At 64.1% G+C, this 17,415-nt stretch carries 14 protein-coding genes; 9 read left to right on the top strand and 5 right to left on the bottom strand.

Annotated features, from left to right (window positions below):
* Positions 1 to 9: 9 nt before the first annotated feature.
* The gene (locus ACPPVR_RS06665) at positions 10 to 318 is read right to left on the bottom strand and encodes a DUF2849 domain-containing protein (protein ID WP_071916679.1); all 309 of its coding nucleotides are present in this window, start codon (positions 316 to 318) and stop codon (positions 10 to 12) included.
* Complete coding sequence (cysG, locus tag ACPPVR_RS06660) at positions 315 to 1,739, bottom strand: siroheme synthase CysG (RefSeq protein ID WP_426613446.1); 1,425 nt, start codon at positions 1,737 to 1,739, stop codon at positions 315 to 317. The genes ACPPVR_RS06665 and cysG overlap by 4 nt, the downstream gene beginning before the upstream one ends.
* Positions 1,740 to 1,975: 236 nt before the next feature.
* Between cysG and cysD the strand changes: the two genes are divergently transcribed.
* The 3 genes from cysD to ACPPVR_RS06645 all read left to right on the top strand — a co-directional run bounded on the left by cysD (position 1,976) and on the right by ACPPVR_RS06645 (position 7,206).
* Positions 1,976 to 2,770 (top strand): sulfate adenylyltransferase subunit CysD, encoded by a 795-nt coding sequence (gene cysD, locus ACPPVR_RS06655; protein ID WP_354228629.1) that lies wholly within the window; start codon positions 1,976 to 1,978, stop codon positions 2,768 to 2,770.
* A gap of 20 nt (positions 2,771 to 2,790) precedes the next feature.
* Entirely contained in the window at positions 2,791 to 4,707 is a 1,917-nt protein-coding gene (gene cysC, locus ACPPVR_RS06650; protein ID WP_426613445.1) for an adenylyl-sulfate kinase, read from the top strand.
* A 333-nt stretch (positions 4,708 to 5,040) separates the two neighbouring features.
* Positions 5,041 to 7,206, top strand: a complete 2,166-nt coding sequence (locus ACPPVR_RS06645; protein WP_426613444.1) for a malate synthase G — start codon at positions 5,041 to 5,043, stop codon at positions 7,204 to 7,206.
* Between the two features lie 101 nt (positions 7,207 to 7,307).
* Here the strand turns inward: ACPPVR_RS06645 and ACPPVR_RS06640 are convergent, their stop codons facing one another.
* Positions 7,308 to 7,463, bottom strand: a complete 156-nt coding sequence (locus ACPPVR_RS06640; RefSeq protein WP_084292245.1) for a Thivi_2564 family membrane protein — start codon at positions 7,461 to 7,463, stop codon at positions 7,308 to 7,310.
* 273 nt (positions 7,464 to 7,736) lie between these two features.
* On the opposite strand from ACPPVR_RS06640, the gene ACPPVR_RS06635 reads away from it, so the two are divergent.
* A complete protein-coding gene (locus ACPPVR_RS06635) occupies positions 7,737 to 9,830 on the top strand; it encodes a methyl-accepting chemotaxis protein (RefSeq protein ID WP_426613443.1) in 2,094 nt (697 codons plus the stop codon).
* A 299-nt stretch (positions 9,831 to 10,129) separates the two neighbouring features.
* Positions 10,130 to 12,223, top strand: coding sequence for a methyl-accepting chemotaxis protein (locus ACPPVR_RS06630; protein WP_426613442.1), 2,094 nt, complete (start codon positions 10,130 to 10,132; stop codon positions 12,221 to 12,223).
* 57 nt (positions 12,224 to 12,280) lie between these two features.
* Here the strand turns inward: ACPPVR_RS06630 and ACPPVR_RS06625 are convergent, their stop codons facing one another.
* Both ACPPVR_RS06625 and ACPPVR_RS06620 read right to left on the bottom strand, forming a co-directional pair.
* Complete coding sequence (locus ACPPVR_RS06625; RefSeq protein ID WP_426613441.1) at positions 12,281 to 12,934, bottom strand: DUF2865 domain-containing protein; 654 nt, start codon at positions 12,932 to 12,934, stop codon at positions 12,281 to 12,283.
* A gap of 17 nt (positions 12,935 to 12,951) precedes the next feature.
* Positions 12,952 to 13,722 carry a L,D-transpeptidase gene (locus ACPPVR_RS06620; RefSeq protein WP_426613440.1) on the bottom strand — a complete coding sequence of 257 codons (771 nt, stop codon included), beginning with the start codon at positions 13,720 to 13,722 and terminating at the stop codon, positions 12,952 to 12,954.
* A 210-nt stretch (positions 13,723 to 13,932) separates the two neighbouring features.
* Between ACPPVR_RS06620 and ACPPVR_RS06615 the strand changes: the two genes are divergently transcribed.
* The 4 genes from ACPPVR_RS06615 (at position 13,933) to ACPPVR_RS06600 (ending at position 17,348) form a co-directional block, all read left to right on the top strand.
* A complete protein-coding gene (locus tag ACPPVR_RS06615) occupies positions 13,933 to 15,045 on the top strand; it encodes an AI-2E family transporter (protein ID WP_426613439.1) in 1,113 nt (370 codons plus the stop codon).
* A 76-nt stretch (positions 15,046 to 15,121) separates the two neighbouring features.
* Positions 15,122 to 15,493: a DUF883 family protein gene (locus ACPPVR_RS06610; RefSeq protein WP_426613438.1), complete on the top strand. Its 372-nt coding sequence runs from the start codon at positions 15,122 to 15,124 to the stop codon at positions 15,491 to 15,493.
* Positions 15,494 to 15,560: 67 nt separating this feature from the next.
* Positions 15,561 to 16,016 (top strand): hypothetical protein, encoded by a 456-nt coding sequence (locus ACPPVR_RS06605; protein ID WP_426613437.1) that lies wholly within the window; start codon positions 15,561 to 15,563, stop codon positions 16,014 to 16,016.
* 189 nt (positions 16,017 to 16,205) lie between these two features.
* A complete protein-coding gene (locus ACPPVR_RS06600; RefSeq protein WP_426613436.1) occupies positions 16,206 to 17,348 on the top strand; it encodes an OpgC domain-containing protein in 1,143 nt (380 codons plus the stop codon).
* Positions 17,349 to 17,415: the final 67 nt, after the last annotated feature.

Raw genomic sequence — 17,415 nt, 5'->3', positions numbered from 1 at the left:
GACCTGCGATTAAACCGGCAAGTCGATGGTAACGCCATCGCGGCGAATCTGCTCGCGCAGGTTTCCGGGCACGATCTTGCCATCCTCGCCGATCTGGACCGGAGCGATATAAGGACCAATCGCGCCGACGTCATCGGCAACGGCTTCGGCGAGCAACGCTTTTGCCTCATCGGAGTTTCGCACGATCGCAGCGTCCGCCAGGTCAGCTGACCAGCCCTTGGCAGCAGTGCGGTAGACGACAACGCCATCCCAGGTGCGGTTGGCGGTCACCACGGAGGAATCGCTGATTTTAAGTTTCTTTTGCAGGGGAGAGGTCATTCGGCAGCATCCAGCAGGTCAGAGATGATTTGTTTGGGTGTTTCACGGCGAAGCGAACCGGCATGCCGGACCACGTCGCCGATAATGAGAATGGCAGGACCGCCGCTGATCCGCCGCACGAGCTCGGGCAGGTCGCGCAGCGTGCCGATCGCACCTTGCGCGTCGGGCCGCGTCACGCGGGCAAACACACCGACCGGCGTTTCCGGCGACCGGCCGGCGGCGAACAGGCCGGCGCGCACGGCAGGCGCTGCAGTCATGCCCATATAGACGACGACGGTCATCCTGGTGTCGGTCAGCGTCGACCAATCCACCGTCTCGGTGTCGCGCGCCCTGTGCGCGGTGAGGAAGGTGATGCGGGTCGCTTCTTGACGGTAAGTGAGCGGCACCTCGAAATCGGCGGCACCGCCGAGGCCGGCGGTGATGCCGGGAATGATGGAATAGGCGACACCGGCTGTGCGCAGGGCTTCGACCTCCTCGCCGCCGCGTCCGAACACAAAGGGATCGCCGCCCTTGAGCCGCACCACGCGCTGGCCGGATTGCGCGGCCTCGATCATGCGCTTGTTGATGGCGTCCTGGCCGATGCCGGGCTTGCCGACACGGCGTCCGACCGGAACGCGCGTCGTGTCGCGACGAATACGATCGAGAATTTCTGGCGAAACCAGTTCATCATGGAAGACGATATCGGCATCCTGCAACGCGCGCAGCGCCTTGATGGTGAGAAGATCGGGATCACCGGGACCGGCGCCGACCAGCGCGACGGAGCCCTCCGGCGTGTCGGCGCGCGCGAAGTCGGACAGATCGGAAATTTGCTTGAGGGCGGCTTCGGCCTCGTCCTTGCGGCCCGCGAGCACGGAGGCGCCGATCGGGCCATCGATGACGCGTTCCCAGAAGCGGCGGCGCAGCGGAAACTCGGCGATACGCTCGTTGATGGATTTGCGGAAACCGCCGATGAACTCAGCGAGCTCCCCGATGCGCGCAGGCAGCAACGCCTCGATCTTCTCCCGCACACGACGCGCCACGACGGGAGAGGTGCCGCCGGTGCCGACCGCAACCACGACATCGCCGCGATCGACGATCGCCGGGAAGATGAAGCTGGAATGTTCGAGATCGTCCATGACGTTGACGGGCAGGCCGAGCATCTTGGCACGCACCGACATCGCGACGCCGACATCGCCCGCACCGGCGCACACGACCGCGATGACGCTAGCCAGATCAGCAGTCAGAGGATCGCCGGCCGCGATTTCGATACGGGCCGCGTCCTCGGAGTTGAGGCTCAGATCATGATTGCCGTCGATCGCATGCACGCGGATGCGCGCACCGGCAGCAGTGAGCACGCGCAGCTTGGCGCGCAAAAGCTCACCCGCGCCGATGAGAACCACCGGACCGGCCTTGAGATCGAGGAACACCGGCAAGAACCGCATGCGATACTCGCTTCCCCCACATACGGGGTTGACTGGAATTATTTTCTATATATGTGTCGTTTCGAGCGCGCAAAGAGAAAATTTCTTCTTCTCTTCTGCACCGCAACTATAGAATTTTCGCCTCCAAACGCAACGTGGCAGAGATGCATCTCCTCAGCACTGAATCCGGCGCAGATCGACTGGGCTCCGCGACTCCCATTTCCCAGCAAATTTCGGTCGAGCCGACCGCCCCCAGCATGGACCATCTCGACCAGCTCGAGGCGCAGAGCATCTACATCTTTCGCGAGGCCTTCGCCCGCCTGAAGAAGATCGCCCTGCTGTGGTCGCTCGGCAAGGACTCCAACGTCATGATCTGGCTGGCGCGCAAGGCGTTCTTCGGCCGCCTGCCGTTCCCGGCTCTCCATGTCGACACCGGCAAGAAGTTTCCAGAGATGTATCGCTTCCGCGATCATTACGGCAAGGAGTGGGAACTCGACCTGCGCGTCGAGCCCTGCCCGCCTATCGATGCTGTCGACCCAACGCTGCCTCCGGCCGCCCGTTCGGCCGCACGCAAGACCGAAGGCCTCAAGATGGCGCTCGGCAAATACGGCTTTGACGGCCTGATCGCCGGCATCCGCCGCGACGAGGAGGCCACCCGCGCCAAGGAGCGCGTGTTCTCGCCGCGCGGACTCGAAGGCAATTGGGACGTGCGCGACCAGCCGCCGGAGTTCTGGGATCATTTCAATGCGTCGCCGCCGCAGGGCGCACATTTGCGCATCCACCCGATCCTGCATTGGACCGAGGCCGACATCTGGGCCTACACCAAGCGCGAGAACATCCCGATCATTCCGCTGTATCTGGCGAAGGACGGCAAGCGCTACCGCTCGCTGGGCGATCAGGACATCACCAACCCCGTGAACTCGACCGCCTCGAATATCGACGAGATCCTGATCGAGCTCGAGCAGACCAAGGTGCCGGAGCGTGCCGGCCGCGCGCTCGACCACGAGACCGAGGACGCCTTCGAGCGCCTGCGCGTCGCCGGTTATCTGTGATTCAAGGACGCACCGCGGCTATGAACATGATCGTCACCTCCACGTCGCCGGCCACACCGAACGGCACCACGCGTCCGCAAGTGCGCATCGTCATCGTCGGCCATGTCGACCACGGCAAGTCGACGCTGGTCGGCCGCCTCCTGCATGAGACCGGCAGCCTGCCCGACGGCAAGCTCGAAATGCTCAAAGCTGTCAGCGCGCGGCGCGGCATGCCGTTCGAGTGGTCGTTCCTGCTCGATGCGCTCCAGACCGAGCGCGACCAGGGCATCACCATCGACACCACCCAGATCCGCTTCCGCACCAATTCGCGCGACATCGTGCTGATCGACGCGCCCGGCCATGCCGAATTTCTGCGCAACATGATCACCGGCGCCTCGCAAGCCGACGGCGCGGTGCTGATCATCGATGCGCTCGAAGGCGTGCGCGACCAGACCCGGCGGCACGGCTATCTCCTGCATCTGCTCGGCGTGAAGCAGGTCGCGATCGTCGTCAACAAGATGGACCGCGTCGATTTCTCCGCCGAGCGCTTCAAGGAAATCAGCGACGAGATTTCGGGGCATCTGCAAGGCCTCGGCGTGACGCCGACGGCGGTGATCCCGATTTCCGCCCGCGATGGCGATGGCGTCGCCGAGCGCACCGACCGGATCGGCTGGTACAAGGGACCGACCGTGGTTGAGGCGCTGGACCAGCTTGAGCCCGCGCGGCCGCTGGAAGCGCTGGCGCTGCGGCTGCCGGTGCAGGCGATCTACAAGTTCGACGACCGCCGCATCGTCGCCGGGCGCATCGAATCCGGCAGCCTCATTGCCGGCGACGAGATCGTGATCATGCCGGCCGGCAAGATCGCCAAAATCAAGAGTGTCGAAAGCTGGCCGGTGACGCCGGTCGCGGGCCGCCATGGCGCGGGCCGCTCGGTGGGCATCACGCTCGACCGCGAGCTGTTCATCGAGCGCGGCGACATCATTGCGCATGCCAACGCTGCTCCGCGCGAGACGCGGCGGCTGCGCGCGCGCATCTTCTGGCTGCACGACAAGCCGCTCGTCAAAGGCGAGCAGCTCCTGGTCCGGTGCGGGCCGAAGGAAAGCCGTGCCACCGTCGTTGCAATCGAGAAGGCGGTCGACCCCGGCGAGCTCGAAAGCCGCGAGAACAAGGCGATCGGCCGCAACCATGTCGGCGAGATCGACATCTCCTTGTCCAATCCGATCGCGACCGATCCCTATACCGAGAATCCGCGCACCGGCCGTCTCGTGATCGAGGTGTCCGGCCGCATTGCCGGCGGCGGTTTGGTGCTGTCGGTCGATGCCGGCCAGCGCGCCGTGCCGGTCGACATCGTGCCGGTGGAATCGGCGCTGCGGCCCGACGAGCGCTCGGCGCGCTACCAGCACAATGGCGCGGTGGTCTGGCTCACTGGCCTGCCGGCCTCCGGCAAGTCGACGCTGGCAAAGGCGCTGGAGCGGCGGCTGTTCACCAGTGGCGGCTCGCCGATCCTGCTCGATGGCGACACCGTACGTGCGGGGCTGAACAGCGATCTCGGCTTCTCTGCGCATGATCGCAGCGAGAACATCCGCCGCCTCGCGGAAGTCGCAACGCATCTTGCCCGGAACGGCCATATCGCCATCGTCGCCGCCGTCTCGCCCGCCCGCGAGGATCGCGCAACCGCGCGCCGTATCGCCGACACCGCGTTCCGCGAGATCCATGTCGCAACGCCTGCGGACATCTGCGAGGAGCGCGACCCGAAGGGCCACTACAAAAAGGCCCGCGCCGGTGCGCTCGCGTCGTTCACCGGTATCGGCAACGACTACGAGGCGCCGCAGGCCGCCGAGCTCATCATCGACACGTCGACGCGGACGGTTGCCGACGCGGCCGACGACATCGAGCAGATGCTGAAGGCGACCGGTGTGCTGTTCGACGAGGTCGTGGATCTCGCGGCGAATATTTGAGCTGCCGATTTCTGCGCCACATCACCAGTGTCGTCCTGGCGAAAGCCAGGACCCATACCGCGTGATCTATCCATAGAATTCGATAGCCGTACCGGACGACGAGTCATCGCCAAACCCCTCCCTGGGGTAATGGGTCCTGGCCTTCGCCAGGACGACATTTGTGCCCGACCTCCGCGTCCACCTCTTCTTGACATTTTGACAGACGTCGTGGGCCTTCTCACGGCCCCGATTTTGGGGCTAATAGAGCCCCGAAAGTTGCCCTTTATGGGCGCATTTTGCTGCTGTCGGGTCAAAAGCAGCCAAAAACAGCCATTTCCAACAAGAAAGACCATCATGAAACGCGTCGACGCCCACGGACTGAAGATCGCTCCCGTCCTGTTTGACTTCATCGCCAAGGAAGCGGCCCCGAAAACGGGGATCGCGCCGGACGCGTTCTGGGCCGGGCTTGCCGCCATCATCAAGGAGCTGGGGCCGAAGAACCGCGCGCTGCTCGCGTTGCGCGACGCGCTTCAGGTCAAGATCGACGACTGGCACCGCGCCAACAAGGGCAAGGCGTTCGACCTCAATTCCTATACCGCCTTCCTGAAGGAGATCGGCTATCTCGTCCCTGAACCCGCGACGCAGAAGGTCGAGACCGCCAATGTCGACGATGAGATCGGCAAGATCTGCGGCCCGCAGCTCGTCGTGCCCCTGACCAATGCCCGCTACGCGCTGAACGCCGCGAATGCGCGCTGGGGCTCGCTCTACGACGCCTTCTACGGCACCGACGCGATCCCGCACGATCCTTCCGAGGGCGGCAAGGGTTACAACAAGGCGCGCGGCGACAAGGTGATCGCCAAGGCCAAGGCGTTCCTCGATGCCGCCGTGCCGCTCGCGACCGGCAGCCACACCGACGTCACTGGCTACAGCGTCGTCGCGGGCCAGCTTGCGGTCAAACTCAAGAGCGGCAACGCCACCGCGCTGAAGAACGCCGCACAATTTGCCGGCTTCCAGGGCGATGCGGCTGCGCCTTCCGCGGTGCTGCTCGCCAACAACGGCCTGCATGTCGAGGTCAAGATCGACCGCAGCAGCACGATCGGCAAGGACGATCCGGCCGGCGTCGCCGACATGATCATGGAATCTGCCGTGTCGACCATCCTCGACATGGAGGACTCGGTCGCTGCCGTCGATGCCGAGGACAAGGTGCTGGTCTATCGCAACACGCTCGGCCTTATGAATGGCACGTTGTCAGCCGATTTCGAGAAGGGTGGCAAGACGCTGACCCGTTCGCTCAACGCTGACCGCAGCTACAAGACGCCGGATGGCAAGGGTGAAGTGAAGCTGCATGGCCGCAGTCTGCTGCTGATGCGCAATTGCGGCCACCACATGTTCACCGATGCGGTACTGGACGAGACCGGCGAGGAAATCCCCGAAGGTCTGCTCGATGCTGCCGTCTCGGGCTTGCTTGCGATCCACGACCTCAAGGGTAACTCCAAGTCCAAGAACAGCCGCACCGGCTCGGCCTATATCGTCAAGCCGAAGATGCACGGCCCGGACGAGGTGTCGCTGACCTGCGAGATCTTCGACCACGTCGAGAAGATGCTGTCGCTGCCGGAGAACACACTCAAGGTCGGCATCATGGACGAGGAGCGGCGCACCACCGTCAACCTCAAGGCCTGCATCCAGCGTGCCTCCAAGCGCATCATGTTCATCAACACCGGCTTCCTCGACCGCACCGGCGACGAGATCCACACCTCGATGGAAGCGGGTCCGATGATCCGCAAGAACGAGATGAAGGCGCAGGCCTGGATCAAGGCCTATGAAGACTGGAACGTCGATATGGGCCTGATCGACGGCCTACCCGGCCATGCCCAGATCGGCAAGGGCATGTGGGCGGCCCCGGACAAGATGGCGGACATGCTGCAACAGAAGCTCGCCCATCCGCAGGCCGGTGCCACCACCGCCTGGGTCCCCTCGCCCACCGCCGCGACGCTGCACGCCTTGCACTATCACCAGGTCAACGTCACCGCGCGTCAGCAGGAGCTGACCAAGGGCGGGCCGCGCGCAAAGCTGTCCGACATCCTCACCATTCCGGTGTCGAAGTCGAACTGGGCGCCCGACGACGTCAAGCAGGAGATCGACAACAACTGCCAGGGCATTCTGGGTTACGTCGTGCGCTGGATCGACCAGGGCGTCGGCTGCTCCAAGGTGCCCGACATCCACGATGTCGGCCTGATGGAGGATCGCGCCACCTTGCGCATCTCCAGCCAGCATCTCGCCAACTGGCTGCACCAGGGCGTCATCACCGAAGCGCAGGTGATGGAATCGCTCAAGCGCATGGCCATCGTCGTCGACAAGCAGAACGCGGGCGATGTCATCTACAAGCCGATGGCGCCGTCCTTCGATGGCGTCGCCTTCAAGGCGGCTAGCGACCTCATCTTCAAGGGCCGCGAGCAGCCGAACGGCTACACCGAATACATTCTTACCGCGCGTCGGCGCGAGGCCAAAGCTCTCGGCTAACAAGGCGGCGGGCTGAGCCCGGTCATTCGAACGCCAGAAGCCCCGGCTCACGCCGGGGCTTTTTTTGTTGGATGTCCATCCGGGCTACGACCACGCGCCCGCTAAAACACCGCGAGATATTTCAACAGCGACACGATGCCGATGATGATGACGACCACGCGCGCGATCTGCTTGGCGCGACCGTCCATCGGCAGCATGTTGATGAGATAGAGAACGAGGATGATGACGAGAAAAGTGACGAGTACGCCGACCAGCATCGCACGGCCCCCTTCAGGCAAATTGCTAATGGTATCCTAACGCCTGTTGCTCGCTTCGGTTCCATTCCGGCAACCCGTTGCAACTTCTAGTAAATACGTACTTCTACCGCCATGACGACTGCCTAAAACTTTACCCTTTTCGTTTCAGATGCCTAAACCGTACCTCGCCAGCAGCGAACGGTATGCAATTGCCGATACTTCGCGCCCCCCTGTTTTTTTGATGTTGCCGGGGCGCCTTTTACGAACTTTGAAATGGGAATTGGGGGGACTTCGATGTTGAATCGTCTGACCGTGTCCGCGCTGCTCAAAGCGGTGATCGCGATCACATCGATCTGCGTGGTGATTGCGCTCTCGCTCACCGCCTACGAGTCCTGGGATCGCCTCAAGACCGCCAACCGCATCTCGCATATTGCAGACGCTTCCGCCGATCTGTTCAAGGCTGCACACAATCTTCGCACGGACCGCTCGACCACCACGCGGCTCCTGGCCGCGGCAGAGCCGATGGACAGCGAGATCGACAAATACCTGCGTGCGCTGCGCGATGCGCAGATGCCGGCGATGGCTCGCGCGCTCGAGCTGTTGCCGACCATGGACTTTCCGCAATCCGGCACGCTGGTTCCGGAGCTCGCGCGCCTCAACAAATTGCTGATCGAGGAGCAGAAGCAGTTCTGGGAGGAGGTCGCCAAGCCGAAGGATCAGCGCCGCGCGGCTCTCTCCAAGGAATACATGGACACAACACAAGGCCTGCTCGACGTGCTCGACAGACTGTCGAACACGCTCGCCGCCACCGTCAATCACCAGGACGCCGAGATCGACCAGTTGCTATCGATCAAGCAGAACGCCTGGTTGCTGCGCAACACCGCGGGCGAAGGCTCTCTGATCGTCTCGATGGGGCTTGCCGCCGGCAAGATCACGCCGGAAGCGCGCTACAACTATACCCAATATGTCGGCGGCACGAGCGCGGTGTGGAAAGCGCTGGAATTGGCGACCTCGGGCATGCAGTTGCCGCCGGCGCTCGCCTCCGCCATGGCCGCGGCAAAGACCGCCTATTTCGATCCGCAATATCTGGCCTTGCGTGACCGCCTCGCCGATGCCCTGGTCAAGGGCGAGAAGGGCGAGATGACGGCAAACCAGTGGAGCCCGATCACGGTCGGCCGCATGGCGAGCGCAGTCGCGGTTGCCGAAGGCGCCCTCGACGCCGCGAGAACCCACACGTTGGAGCAGCGCGGCGCCGCGCAGCGCGCGCTGACCGTCCAGCTGGTGCTGCTGGCGCTCGCCATCGGGCTCGCCGTCGGTGCGATCATGCTGGTCAGCCGCCGCGTCATCAATCCGCTCAACACCATCCGCGACGCCATGCTCAAGGTCGCTGGCGGCGATCTTGCCGTCGATAGCGGCTATCTCGATCGCAACGACGAGATCGGCGCGCTCGCTGGCGCGCTGGAGACCTTCAAGCGGCAGGCCAGCGACAAGCTCAAGATCGAAGAGCATGAGCGCGAGCGCAATACGGGTGCCGCCGCGCGCCAGCGCGCGGTCGAGACCTATGTCGGGGAGTTCGAGGGCGCGGTCCGCAAGACGCTCGGCGAATTGAGCGAAGCCTCGGGCGGGATGCGCAAGACCTCGGGCGATCTGTCCGCCGTGTCACGCCAGACCAACGACCGCGTCCAGGTCGCCGGCAAGGCCTCCAATGATGCCTCGATGAGCGTCGACAGTGTCGCCGCCGCTGCCGAAGAGCTCAGCGCCTCGATCAACGACATCAGCCAGCAGGCGGCACACGCCGCCGGCATCGCCGGCCGCGCCGTCACGCAGGCGCGCGAGACTGACGGCACCGTGCAGGGCCTGGCGAAGTCGGCCGGCCGCATCGGCGAGGTCGTCGGCCTCATCAACACCATCGCGCAGCAGACCAATCTGCTCGCGCTCAATGCCACGATCGAGGCCGCACGCGCTGGCGAAGCCGGCCGCGGCTTTGCCGTGGTCGCCTCCGAAGTGAAATCGCTGGCAAGCCAGACGGCGAAGGCGACCGAGGAGATCTCCGAGCAGATCGCCGACATCCAAAAGGTCGCGGGCGATGCCATCAATGCGATCCAGACCATCGGCGGCATCATCGGCGAGGTCAACGAGGTCGCCACTGCAATCGCCGCCGCCGTGCAGGAGCAGGGCGCAGCAACGCAAGAGATCACGCGCAGCACGCAATACGCGGCGCAGGGCACCAAGAACGTCTCGGACAACATCACTGGCGTCAAAGCCGACGCCGATGCCGCGGCGGCCGCCGCCGACAATGTGAAGCACGCCTCCGAGCTGCTGGAGACCCAGAGCCGGCAGCTCGGCCACGATGTCAGCGACTTCCTCGGCAAGATCCGCGCGGCGTAAGGCGCGGGTTGGAGATACAAAAGTCGCTACATACACCGGTGTTGTCCTGGCGAAAGCCAGGACGACGATGAGGGCAAAACGTGCCTCACAACGGCAACGCGCGACACCCGCCCGCCAATCTTGATACCTAGGTAATTTTACGGCAGCGCTGCTGTCTAAGTTTTTACCCTTTTCAGGCCAAATGCGCATCAAGCGCCTGCCAGAGGCATGCGCGTTGATGCGTGCATCCCTTTGGTTTCGAAGTTCGTGGGGGCTGCCGTTCGGGGCCACGAACTTCGATACGCGTACCGGGGTGTCCGATGCTTAATCGCTTGACCGTATCCACGCTGCTGAAGGCGGTGATCCTCTCCACCGCGCTCGTCGTCGTCTTCGGCTTCTCGATCAGCGCATGGAGCTCCTGGGGCCGGCTTGAGCAGGCCAACCGGATCGTCGCGGTCTCGGCGGCTTCAGCCGATGTGTTCAAGGCGATGGCCAACATCCGGGCCGACCGCTCGACCACCAACAGGCAATTGACTAGCGACATCAAGGTCGATGCGGACATCGAGAAATACATTCGCGGCATTCGCGACGAGTTGATGCCAGCGCTGGCCCGCGCGATCGACATCCTGCCCTCGATCGACATCCCGCAGCGCGATTCGATCGTGGTCGATCTCACCCGGCTCAACAAGGCGCTGCTGGCGCAACAGGCCGAGTTCTGGACCGAGGTCGCCAAGCCCAGAGCCGCGCGCCGCACGGCGCTCGCCACGGAATATCTCGAGAGCGAGGATGGCCTGATGGTGATCCTCGAAAAGCTCTCGCCCGTGCTGGCTGCGAGCGTCAATCACCAGGACGCCACCATCGACCAGCTCCTGATGATCAAGCAGATGGCCTGGCTGCTCCGCCAGAACGCCGGCGAATCCTCCCTTATCGTCGGCAATGCATTGAGCAGCGGCAAGGTCACGCCCGAGACGCAGTCGGCCTTTACCAGGTTTGTCGGCGCCACCGACGCCGCCTGGAGCGCGATCGAGCTTGCCGCCACCGGCATGCAGCTCCCCCCGGCGCTGTCCGCCGCCTTGAGCGAGACCAAATCGGTCTATTTCGACCCACAATATACCGCGACGCGCGACGGCATCATCGCGACGATCACCAAGGGCGAGAAGCCGACGATGACGGCCAATCAGTGGAGCCCTTACTCGGTTGGCCGCATGGGGGTCGTGGTCAAGCTCGCCGACACCGCTCTGCAAGCCGCCAAGGATCATGCTGCCAACCAACGCGCCGGCGCACTGCAATCGCTGCTCGTCCAGCTGGCGCTTCTGGTCGCCGCAATCGTCCTGACCGGCGCCGCGATGCTGGCGGTCAGCCGACGCGTGATCACGCCGCTGCACCGGATTCGCGATGCCATGCTCAAGGTCGCCGGCGGCGACCTCGGCGTCGACAGTGGCTACCTCGACCGGCACGACGAGATCGGCTCGCTCGCCGGTGCGCTGGAAACTTTCAAGCAGCAGGCGATCGACAAGCTCAAGATCGAGGAGCAGGAGCGCGAGCGCAACGCCGGCGCCGCCGCGCGCCAGCGCGCAATGGAAGCCTATGTGGGCGAGTTCGAGGACGTGGTGCGCAAGTCGCTGGGCGAGTTGAGCGAAGCCTCCGGCGAGATGCGCAAGACCTCGGGCGACCTTTCCGCGGTGTCGCGCAAGACCAATGAACGCGTCGAGGTCGCCGGCAAGGCCTCGAACGATGCGTCCACCAGCGTCGAGAGCGTCGCGGCCGCCGCCGAGGAGCTCAGCGCCTCGATCAACGATATCAGCCAGCAGGCCGCACATGCCGCAGGCATCGCCAGCCGCGCTGTCAACCAGGCCCGCGAGACCGACGGCACCGTACAGGGGCTGGCGCAATCGGCAGGCCGTATCGGCGAGGTCGTCGGCCTGATCAATACGATCGCGGCGCAGACCAACCTGCTCGCGCTTAACGCCACCATCGAGGCTGCACGCGCCGGCGAGGCCGGGCGTGGTTTTGCCGTTGTCGCCTCCGAGGTCAAGTCGCTGGCAAGCCAGACGGCGAAAGCGACCGAGGAAATCTCGGAGCAGATCGCCGACATCCAGAAAGTCGCTGGCGATGCCATCAACGCGATCCAGGCGATCGGCGGCATCATCGGCGAGGTCAACGAGGTCGCCACCGCAATTGCCGCCGCCGTGCAGGAGCAGGGTGCGGCGACGCAGGAGATCACCCGCAGCACGCAATATGCCGCGCAGGGCACCAAGAACGTCTCCGACAACATCACGGGCGTGAAGGCCGATGCCGACACCGCGGCGGGTACCGCGGAGAACGTCAAGCAGGCTTCCGAGACCCTGGAGACCCAGAGCCGTCAGCTCGGCCATCAGGTCAGCGACTTCCTCGGCAAGATTCGCGCGGCGTAAGGCACGCTGGCGCTACAGTGGCCTCGTCCTGGCGAAAGCCAGGACGACAAGAATGCCCTACTCCTTCGCCACCACCGGCACTTGGCGGAACTTTGCCCGCACCGAGTCCGGCAAGGGCGAGAAGTTCATCGCAATACCGCGCCGGTCGTTGGCGTTGCGGTTGGCGACGACGAGGCCATCAGCGCTCGCGACAATGTCGCCCTTGCGCAACGTGGGATCGGCCTCGGCCTTGACCGGTGCGAGCCCGGCCGAGTCCTTGCCATTGCAGGTGCAACCCGCGACGGTCTCGTTGCGGTAGCGGAAGGCGTTCGGCAGGTCGGAATAGGATTTGCCTGTCTCCGTCGTAGCCTCGTCGATACTGCTGCCATAGACCATGGAGGTTTCCGAGGTCGGGCAGAAGCTCTTGCAGGATTGCGCCTTGCTCTCGGCATCGCTGCCTTGCGCTGGAAAATAGCGGCCGTCGCAGCCGCGCACGCAATAGGCCGTGCCGCCGCCATAGGCCGCGCGCTGGCGCGGGGCGTCATAGCGCGGCATGTCGTCGTTCGGGAACGGCATGCGGGTCTCCGGCGCCGGCCGGGCGCGGAAGCCGCCAAACAGCGCCGAGAAGAAGTCTTCCGCATGCGCCGGCGGCGTCAGCGCGAGGCCCAGGGAAGCGATCGTGAGGAACGCGGCCGCACCGCCGGCCAGTTTGCTGATCGAACGTGTCATCATTTGCCCCGCTTAACTCTTCAGTCCACCGACGACGTCGAGACGTTGAGCGCTTGGCGGCCGGAGGGCAGCGTCGTCACAGCCGGGCGCTTGCGAACGGGATCACCGCCTCTCGCCATCAACGGCGCGTTCTTCGGCAGCACCACGACCTTGGCGCCGACATTGACGCGGCTGAAGAGGTCGCTGACGTCCTCATTGGTCAGGCGGATGCAGCCGGAGGAGACGAACTTGCCGATCGTGGTGGGGTCGTTGGTGCCGTGGATGCGGTATTCGCTGGAGCCGAGATACATCGCACGGGCACCGAGCGGATTGCCGGGGCCGCCGGCCACGAAACGCGGCAGATAGGGCTGGCGCGCGATCATCTCGGCCGGCGGATGCCAATCCGGCCATTCCGCCTTGCGGGTGATGCTCTGCACGCCCGACCACGTAAATCCTTCGCGGCCGACGCCGACGCCGTAACGCATCGCACGGCCCTGGCCGAGCACATAATAGAGGTACGTATTGGCAGTATCGATCACGATGGTGCCGGCCGGCTCGTTGCGGTCGAAGCTCACGACCTGCCGGCGCAGCCGATCCGGCAGCGCCGCATCCTCGTCGGCGGCCTGCGGCGCCTGGCCTGTGTAGCCCTGCGAATACCCCTGACCCTGCGGAAGGTTCTGCGGCTGCATCGGCGCGTAGCCGAGCGTCTGGGCCTGTGCTGCGAACGGCACCGTCAGCAAAGCTGTCGCAAAGGCAATGGCGGTGAGCGCGCGCGGCGAAAGCCGGCGATGGACTGCAGAGAACTTGGTCATGTGCTGCCCCGTTGGATGTGTGCATCCGAGTGATGCGGCTCTTCATCAAACGCAGCAGAACCGATTCAAGTTCCATCGCCGGTCGCGGCAGCGACGTCACAGTCAAGCGAGCTTAACTTCACGAAGCCGCGATGGAACCGCGGCGCCGCTTGGGCGTTTTCTCGTCATCCAATGAGCGCGCGGAGCCTTCCGAGCGGGGAGAGAGATATTGTGCGCGTCGCTCCCTCTGAACGTCTGATGCCCAGCAAGAGCGTAGGCGAACCGCTTCCCGATAGCCCGAGCGAGCTCCCGCCGGTCATCCGCCGCAGCGAGTTCGTCGCCTTTGCGCTCGCCGGGCTGCTCCTGATCTCCATAGTTGCGGTGCTCTATGTCGCCAAGGCGTTCTTCCTCCCGGTCGTGATGGCCATCGTCGCCGGAACCATGCTGTCGCCGGCTGCAAGCTTTCTGGAACGGCGGCGCGTGCCGCGGGCACTTGGCGCCGTGCTGATCGTGATCGCAGTGACGACGGTGGTCGCTTTCGTCGTGGCGCTGATTGCCGTACCCGCGATGGACTGGAGCTCACGCCTCCCGGAGCTCGGCGCGCAGTTAAAGGACAAGGCCCACGTCTTCGACCGGCCGCTGGCGCTGTGGAAGGAGTTGCAAACCATGGTTGGCGGCTCGGAGGGATTGCCGAGCGTTCAGCTCCCGAAAATCGAATGGGTGCAACCAACGCTGGAATTCCTGTCGCCGACCTTTGCCGAATTCCTGCTGTTCTTCGCCACCCTGATCCTGTTCATCGCGAGCTGGCGTGACCTGCGGCGCGCGATGATTATGAATTTCGGCGAACGCGACGCGCGGCTCCGCACTTTGCGGATAATCAACGAAATTGAGGTCCATCTCGGCAACTATCTGCTGACGGTAACCGTCATCAATATCGGCGTGGGCGTTGCAGCCGGCATCGTCTGCGCGGTCACCGGCATGCCCAATCCAGCTGGCCTCGGCGCGCTCGCGGCTACGCTCAACTTCATCCCGATCATCGGGCCGGTCGCGATGTTTGTCGTGTTGGCCGTCGTCGGGCTCGTCGCCTTCCCGACCATCAGCGGCGGCCTGGTCGCGGCGCTCGCCTTCGGCGGTGTCACCTTCCTGGAGGGGCACTTCGTCACACCGACAATCATCGGCCGCAGGTTGGCGCTGAACGCGCTCGCCGTCTTCATCGCCCTCGCCTTCTGGACCTGGCTGTGGGGACCGATGGGCGCATTCCTGTCGTCGCCCCTCCTGATCGTGGGGCTCATCCTGAAGGAGCATCTTATCCCGGAGGATTCGCCGCAGCTTCCGCAGGGATGACGGATTTCGACGACGGAACTTCCATCACGACGAAACGTTTTCCGCCCATCGCCCCGCCAACAGTTCGGAGCCCGTAATGTCAATAACCGACGGCGAAGCCAAGATGAGAGACTGGACCGAAAAAGCCACCGCAGAACGCCTCGAGAAGGATGTAGCAGCCGTGAAAAACGATATCGCCGCCCTCACCGACCAGATAACCGACGCCCTCAACACGTTCGCCAACGCCACGGGCAAGCAGGCCCGGCGTGGTTACAAGCAGGCGCGCGAAAACATGGATTCCACGCTCGACGACATGTCGGAGCGCGGCAACGCGATGATGGGCGCCGCGCAGGACGCCTACGGCTCGATCGAGGAGACGTTGGAAGATGCGATCACGCAGCGGCCGCTCGCGACCGTCGGCATCGCGCTCGGCATCGGCTTCCTGATCGGCGCGGTCTGGCGCCGGTAACGCGCGGGGTTGCGGCGGCGCTTGAGCGCCGCCGCTGTTGGCTTGTGGGGATCTGAGGAGCAAGGCCGTGTTTCAGCGCATCATCGACAGCATCAGCGCATCGACGAGCACGACAATGCGGCTGACCTCGCTCGCGGCAGGTGCCGCATTCGCGCTCTTCATCACCACATGCTTCCTCTGCGCGGCGGCCTTCATCTCGGTCCTGGAAAAGTACGGCCCCGTGCAGGCCTGTCTTGCGGGCGCCGGCATCTTCTTTCTGCTCACCCTCGTCGCAGCCGGGACTTATTGGGGCTACAAGCGGGAGATGCGGAAGCGCACTCGCATCGCCGCCGAACGCGCCGCGAAGTCGGCCGCCTCGAGCATGCTCGCCGACCCTATGCTGATCGCCACCGGCTTGCAGATCGTCCGGGCCATCGGGGTCAAAAGGCTGATACCGATCCTGGCGATCGGCGGGGTCGCTCTCGGAATCATGGCAAGCCGCGCCGGCGCAACCGACGAGGCTTCGCCCGAGCCTGCCGAATAACGATGAGACCGCGTTAAGAAAGTTGCGCCGCCGACTGGACGAGCAGGTTCGCCGGAATTCGACGGCGGTCTTTTGCGCAATTTTTCATCAGCCGGCAAAAAAACCGCTCCCATTCACGCAAACGCTACTCGGAGAGGCAGACGGTTGCCGCTAAAAGCAGCGCCCTGATTCCAAAAGCCATTTTCAAAGATGAAGCCGTCCGTTAAAGCGAACCTCGCCGCCTTCCATCACGACGCCAGGCTCTATTTGACGCTCGGCATCGCGAACTGGTCGGTTTTCGTCGACCACATCCCGAACAATGTCGTCAACCTGCTGACACTGCGAAACTTCGGATTCAGTGGCGCCGCTGATCTGTTCGTGTTCGTGGTGGGTTACGGCGTCGCCATCATCCACGGCAGGATGGCGCTGGAGCGCGGTTATGTCGTCGCGGCAACGCGCATCTTCCGCCGCGTCTGGCGGCTCTATGCCGCCTATGTCGTGCTGTTCGTCATCTATATCGACACCATCGCCTACGTCGCCTCGCAGTCGATGGCGCCGGAGCTGATCCAGGAATACAACATCTCGGGGATCCTCGAACATCCGCTGCGCATCCTGGTTCGTGGCCTCGTGCTCCAGGAAGAGCCGCTGAACCTTGATCTTCTGCAACTGATGATTCCGCTGATGGCGTTCTTTCCGCTTGCGCTGTGGGGGCTGTTGCGACGGCCGAACCTGACGCTGGCGCTGTCTGTGGCCTTCTATTTTGCCGCGCGGTGGTTCGACTGGAATTTTCGCGCCTATCCGGACCAGGAATGGACCTTCAATCCGTTCTGCTGGCAGATGCTGATGGTGCTGGGCGGCTGGTTCGCTGTGACCGGCGCATCCGGTCGCACGCTGCACAATATGGCCTGGCTACGGATACTCTCGGGCGCCTATCTCGTATTCGCGTTGGCTATCACGCTGATGCGCCATTCACCGGCGCTGTCCGCCTGGCTGCCGGATATCGTGATCAACAGCATCTCGCCGACCGACAAGGAAAACCTCGCGCCCTATCGCGTGATCCACTTCCTCGCGCTCGCCTTCCTCGCGACTCACCTCATTCCGTCCGACCATCCGGGGCTACAATGGAAGCCGCTTCAGATGGTGATCCGATGCGGCGAGGAATGGCTCGCCGTATTCTGCGTCGGCGTATTCCTGTCCTTCGCCGCCCATCTCATCCTGATCACCGGGGCCAATTTGGTCCTAATGCAGATCGGGGTGAGCCTGGCCGGCTTCGCGGTAATGATGGCGGTCGCCTATTATATCTCCTGGTCGAAGCGGCAGGACGAGCCGGCGGCCTTGCGGCAGCGGGCCTAGCGGCGGAGATCGCGCGAATCCGCTAGGCTGGACGCCGCGCCTGCGCTATGCGGGGCTGATCGGCCGC

Origin of the sequence: Bradyrhizobium sp. McL0616, from assembly GCF_049993385.1 — a bacterium.
In the GTDB taxonomy this organism is placed as follows: domain Bacteria; phylum Pseudomonadota; class Alphaproteobacteria; order Rhizobiales; family Xanthobacteraceae; genus Bradyrhizobium.
The sequence above is the reverse complement of the archived record's forward strand: the minus strand, read 5'-3'. Positions and strand labels throughout refer to the sequence as shown.

What these genes read in the sequence shown, in the direction of transcription:
- ACPPVR_RS06630 (WP_426613442.1), top strand. Translation starts at nt 10,130, where the DNA reads ATGCTTAATCGCTTGACCGTATCCACGCTGCTGAAGGCGGTGATCCTC.
- cysD (WP_354228629.1), top strand. Translation starts at nt 1,976, where the DNA reads ATGGACCATCTCGACCAGCTCGAGGCGCAGAGCATCTACATCTTTCGC.
- ACPPVR_RS06645 (WP_426613444.1), top strand. Translation starts at nt 5,041, where the DNA reads ATGAAACGCGTCGACGCCCACGGACTGAAGATCGCTCCCGTCCTGTTT.
- ACPPVR_RS06635 (WP_426613443.1), top strand. Translation starts at nt 7,737, where the DNA reads ATGTTGAATCGTCTGACCGTGTCCGCGCTGCTCAAAGCGGTGATCGCG.
- ACPPVR_RS06620 (WP_426613440.1), bottom strand. Translation starts at nt 13,722, where the DNA reads ATGACCAAGTTCTCTGCAGTCCATCGCCGGCTTTCGCCGCGCGCGCTC.
- ACPPVR_RS06610 (WP_426613438.1), top strand. Translation starts at nt 15,122, where the DNA reads ATGTCAATAACCGACGGCGAAGCCAAGATGAGAGACTGGACCGAAAAA.
- ACPPVR_RS06625 (WP_426613441.1), bottom strand. Translation starts at nt 12,934, where the DNA reads ATGATGACACGTTCGATCAGCAAACTGGCCGGCGGTGCGGCCGCGTTC.
- ACPPVR_RS06600 (WP_426613436.1), top strand. Translation starts at nt 16,206, where the DNA reads ATGAAGCCGTCCGTTAAAGCGAACCTCGCCGCCTTCCATCACGACGCC.
- ACPPVR_RS06640 (WP_084292245.1), bottom strand. Translation starts at nt 7,463, where the DNA reads ATGCTGGTCGGCGTACTCGTCACTTTTCTCGTCATCATCCTCGTTCTC.
- cysC (WP_426613445.1), top strand. Translation starts at nt 2,791, where the DNA reads ATGAACATGATCGTCACCTCCACGTCGCCGGCCACACCGAACGGCACC.
- ACPPVR_RS06665 (WP_071916679.1), bottom strand. Translation starts at nt 318, where the DNA reads ATGACCTCTCCCCTGCAAAAGAAACTTAAAATCAGCGATTCCTCCGTG.
- cysG (WP_426613446.1), bottom strand. Translation starts at nt 1,739, where the DNA reads ATGCGGTTCTTGCCGGTGTTCCTCGATCTCAAGGCCGGTCCGGTGGTT.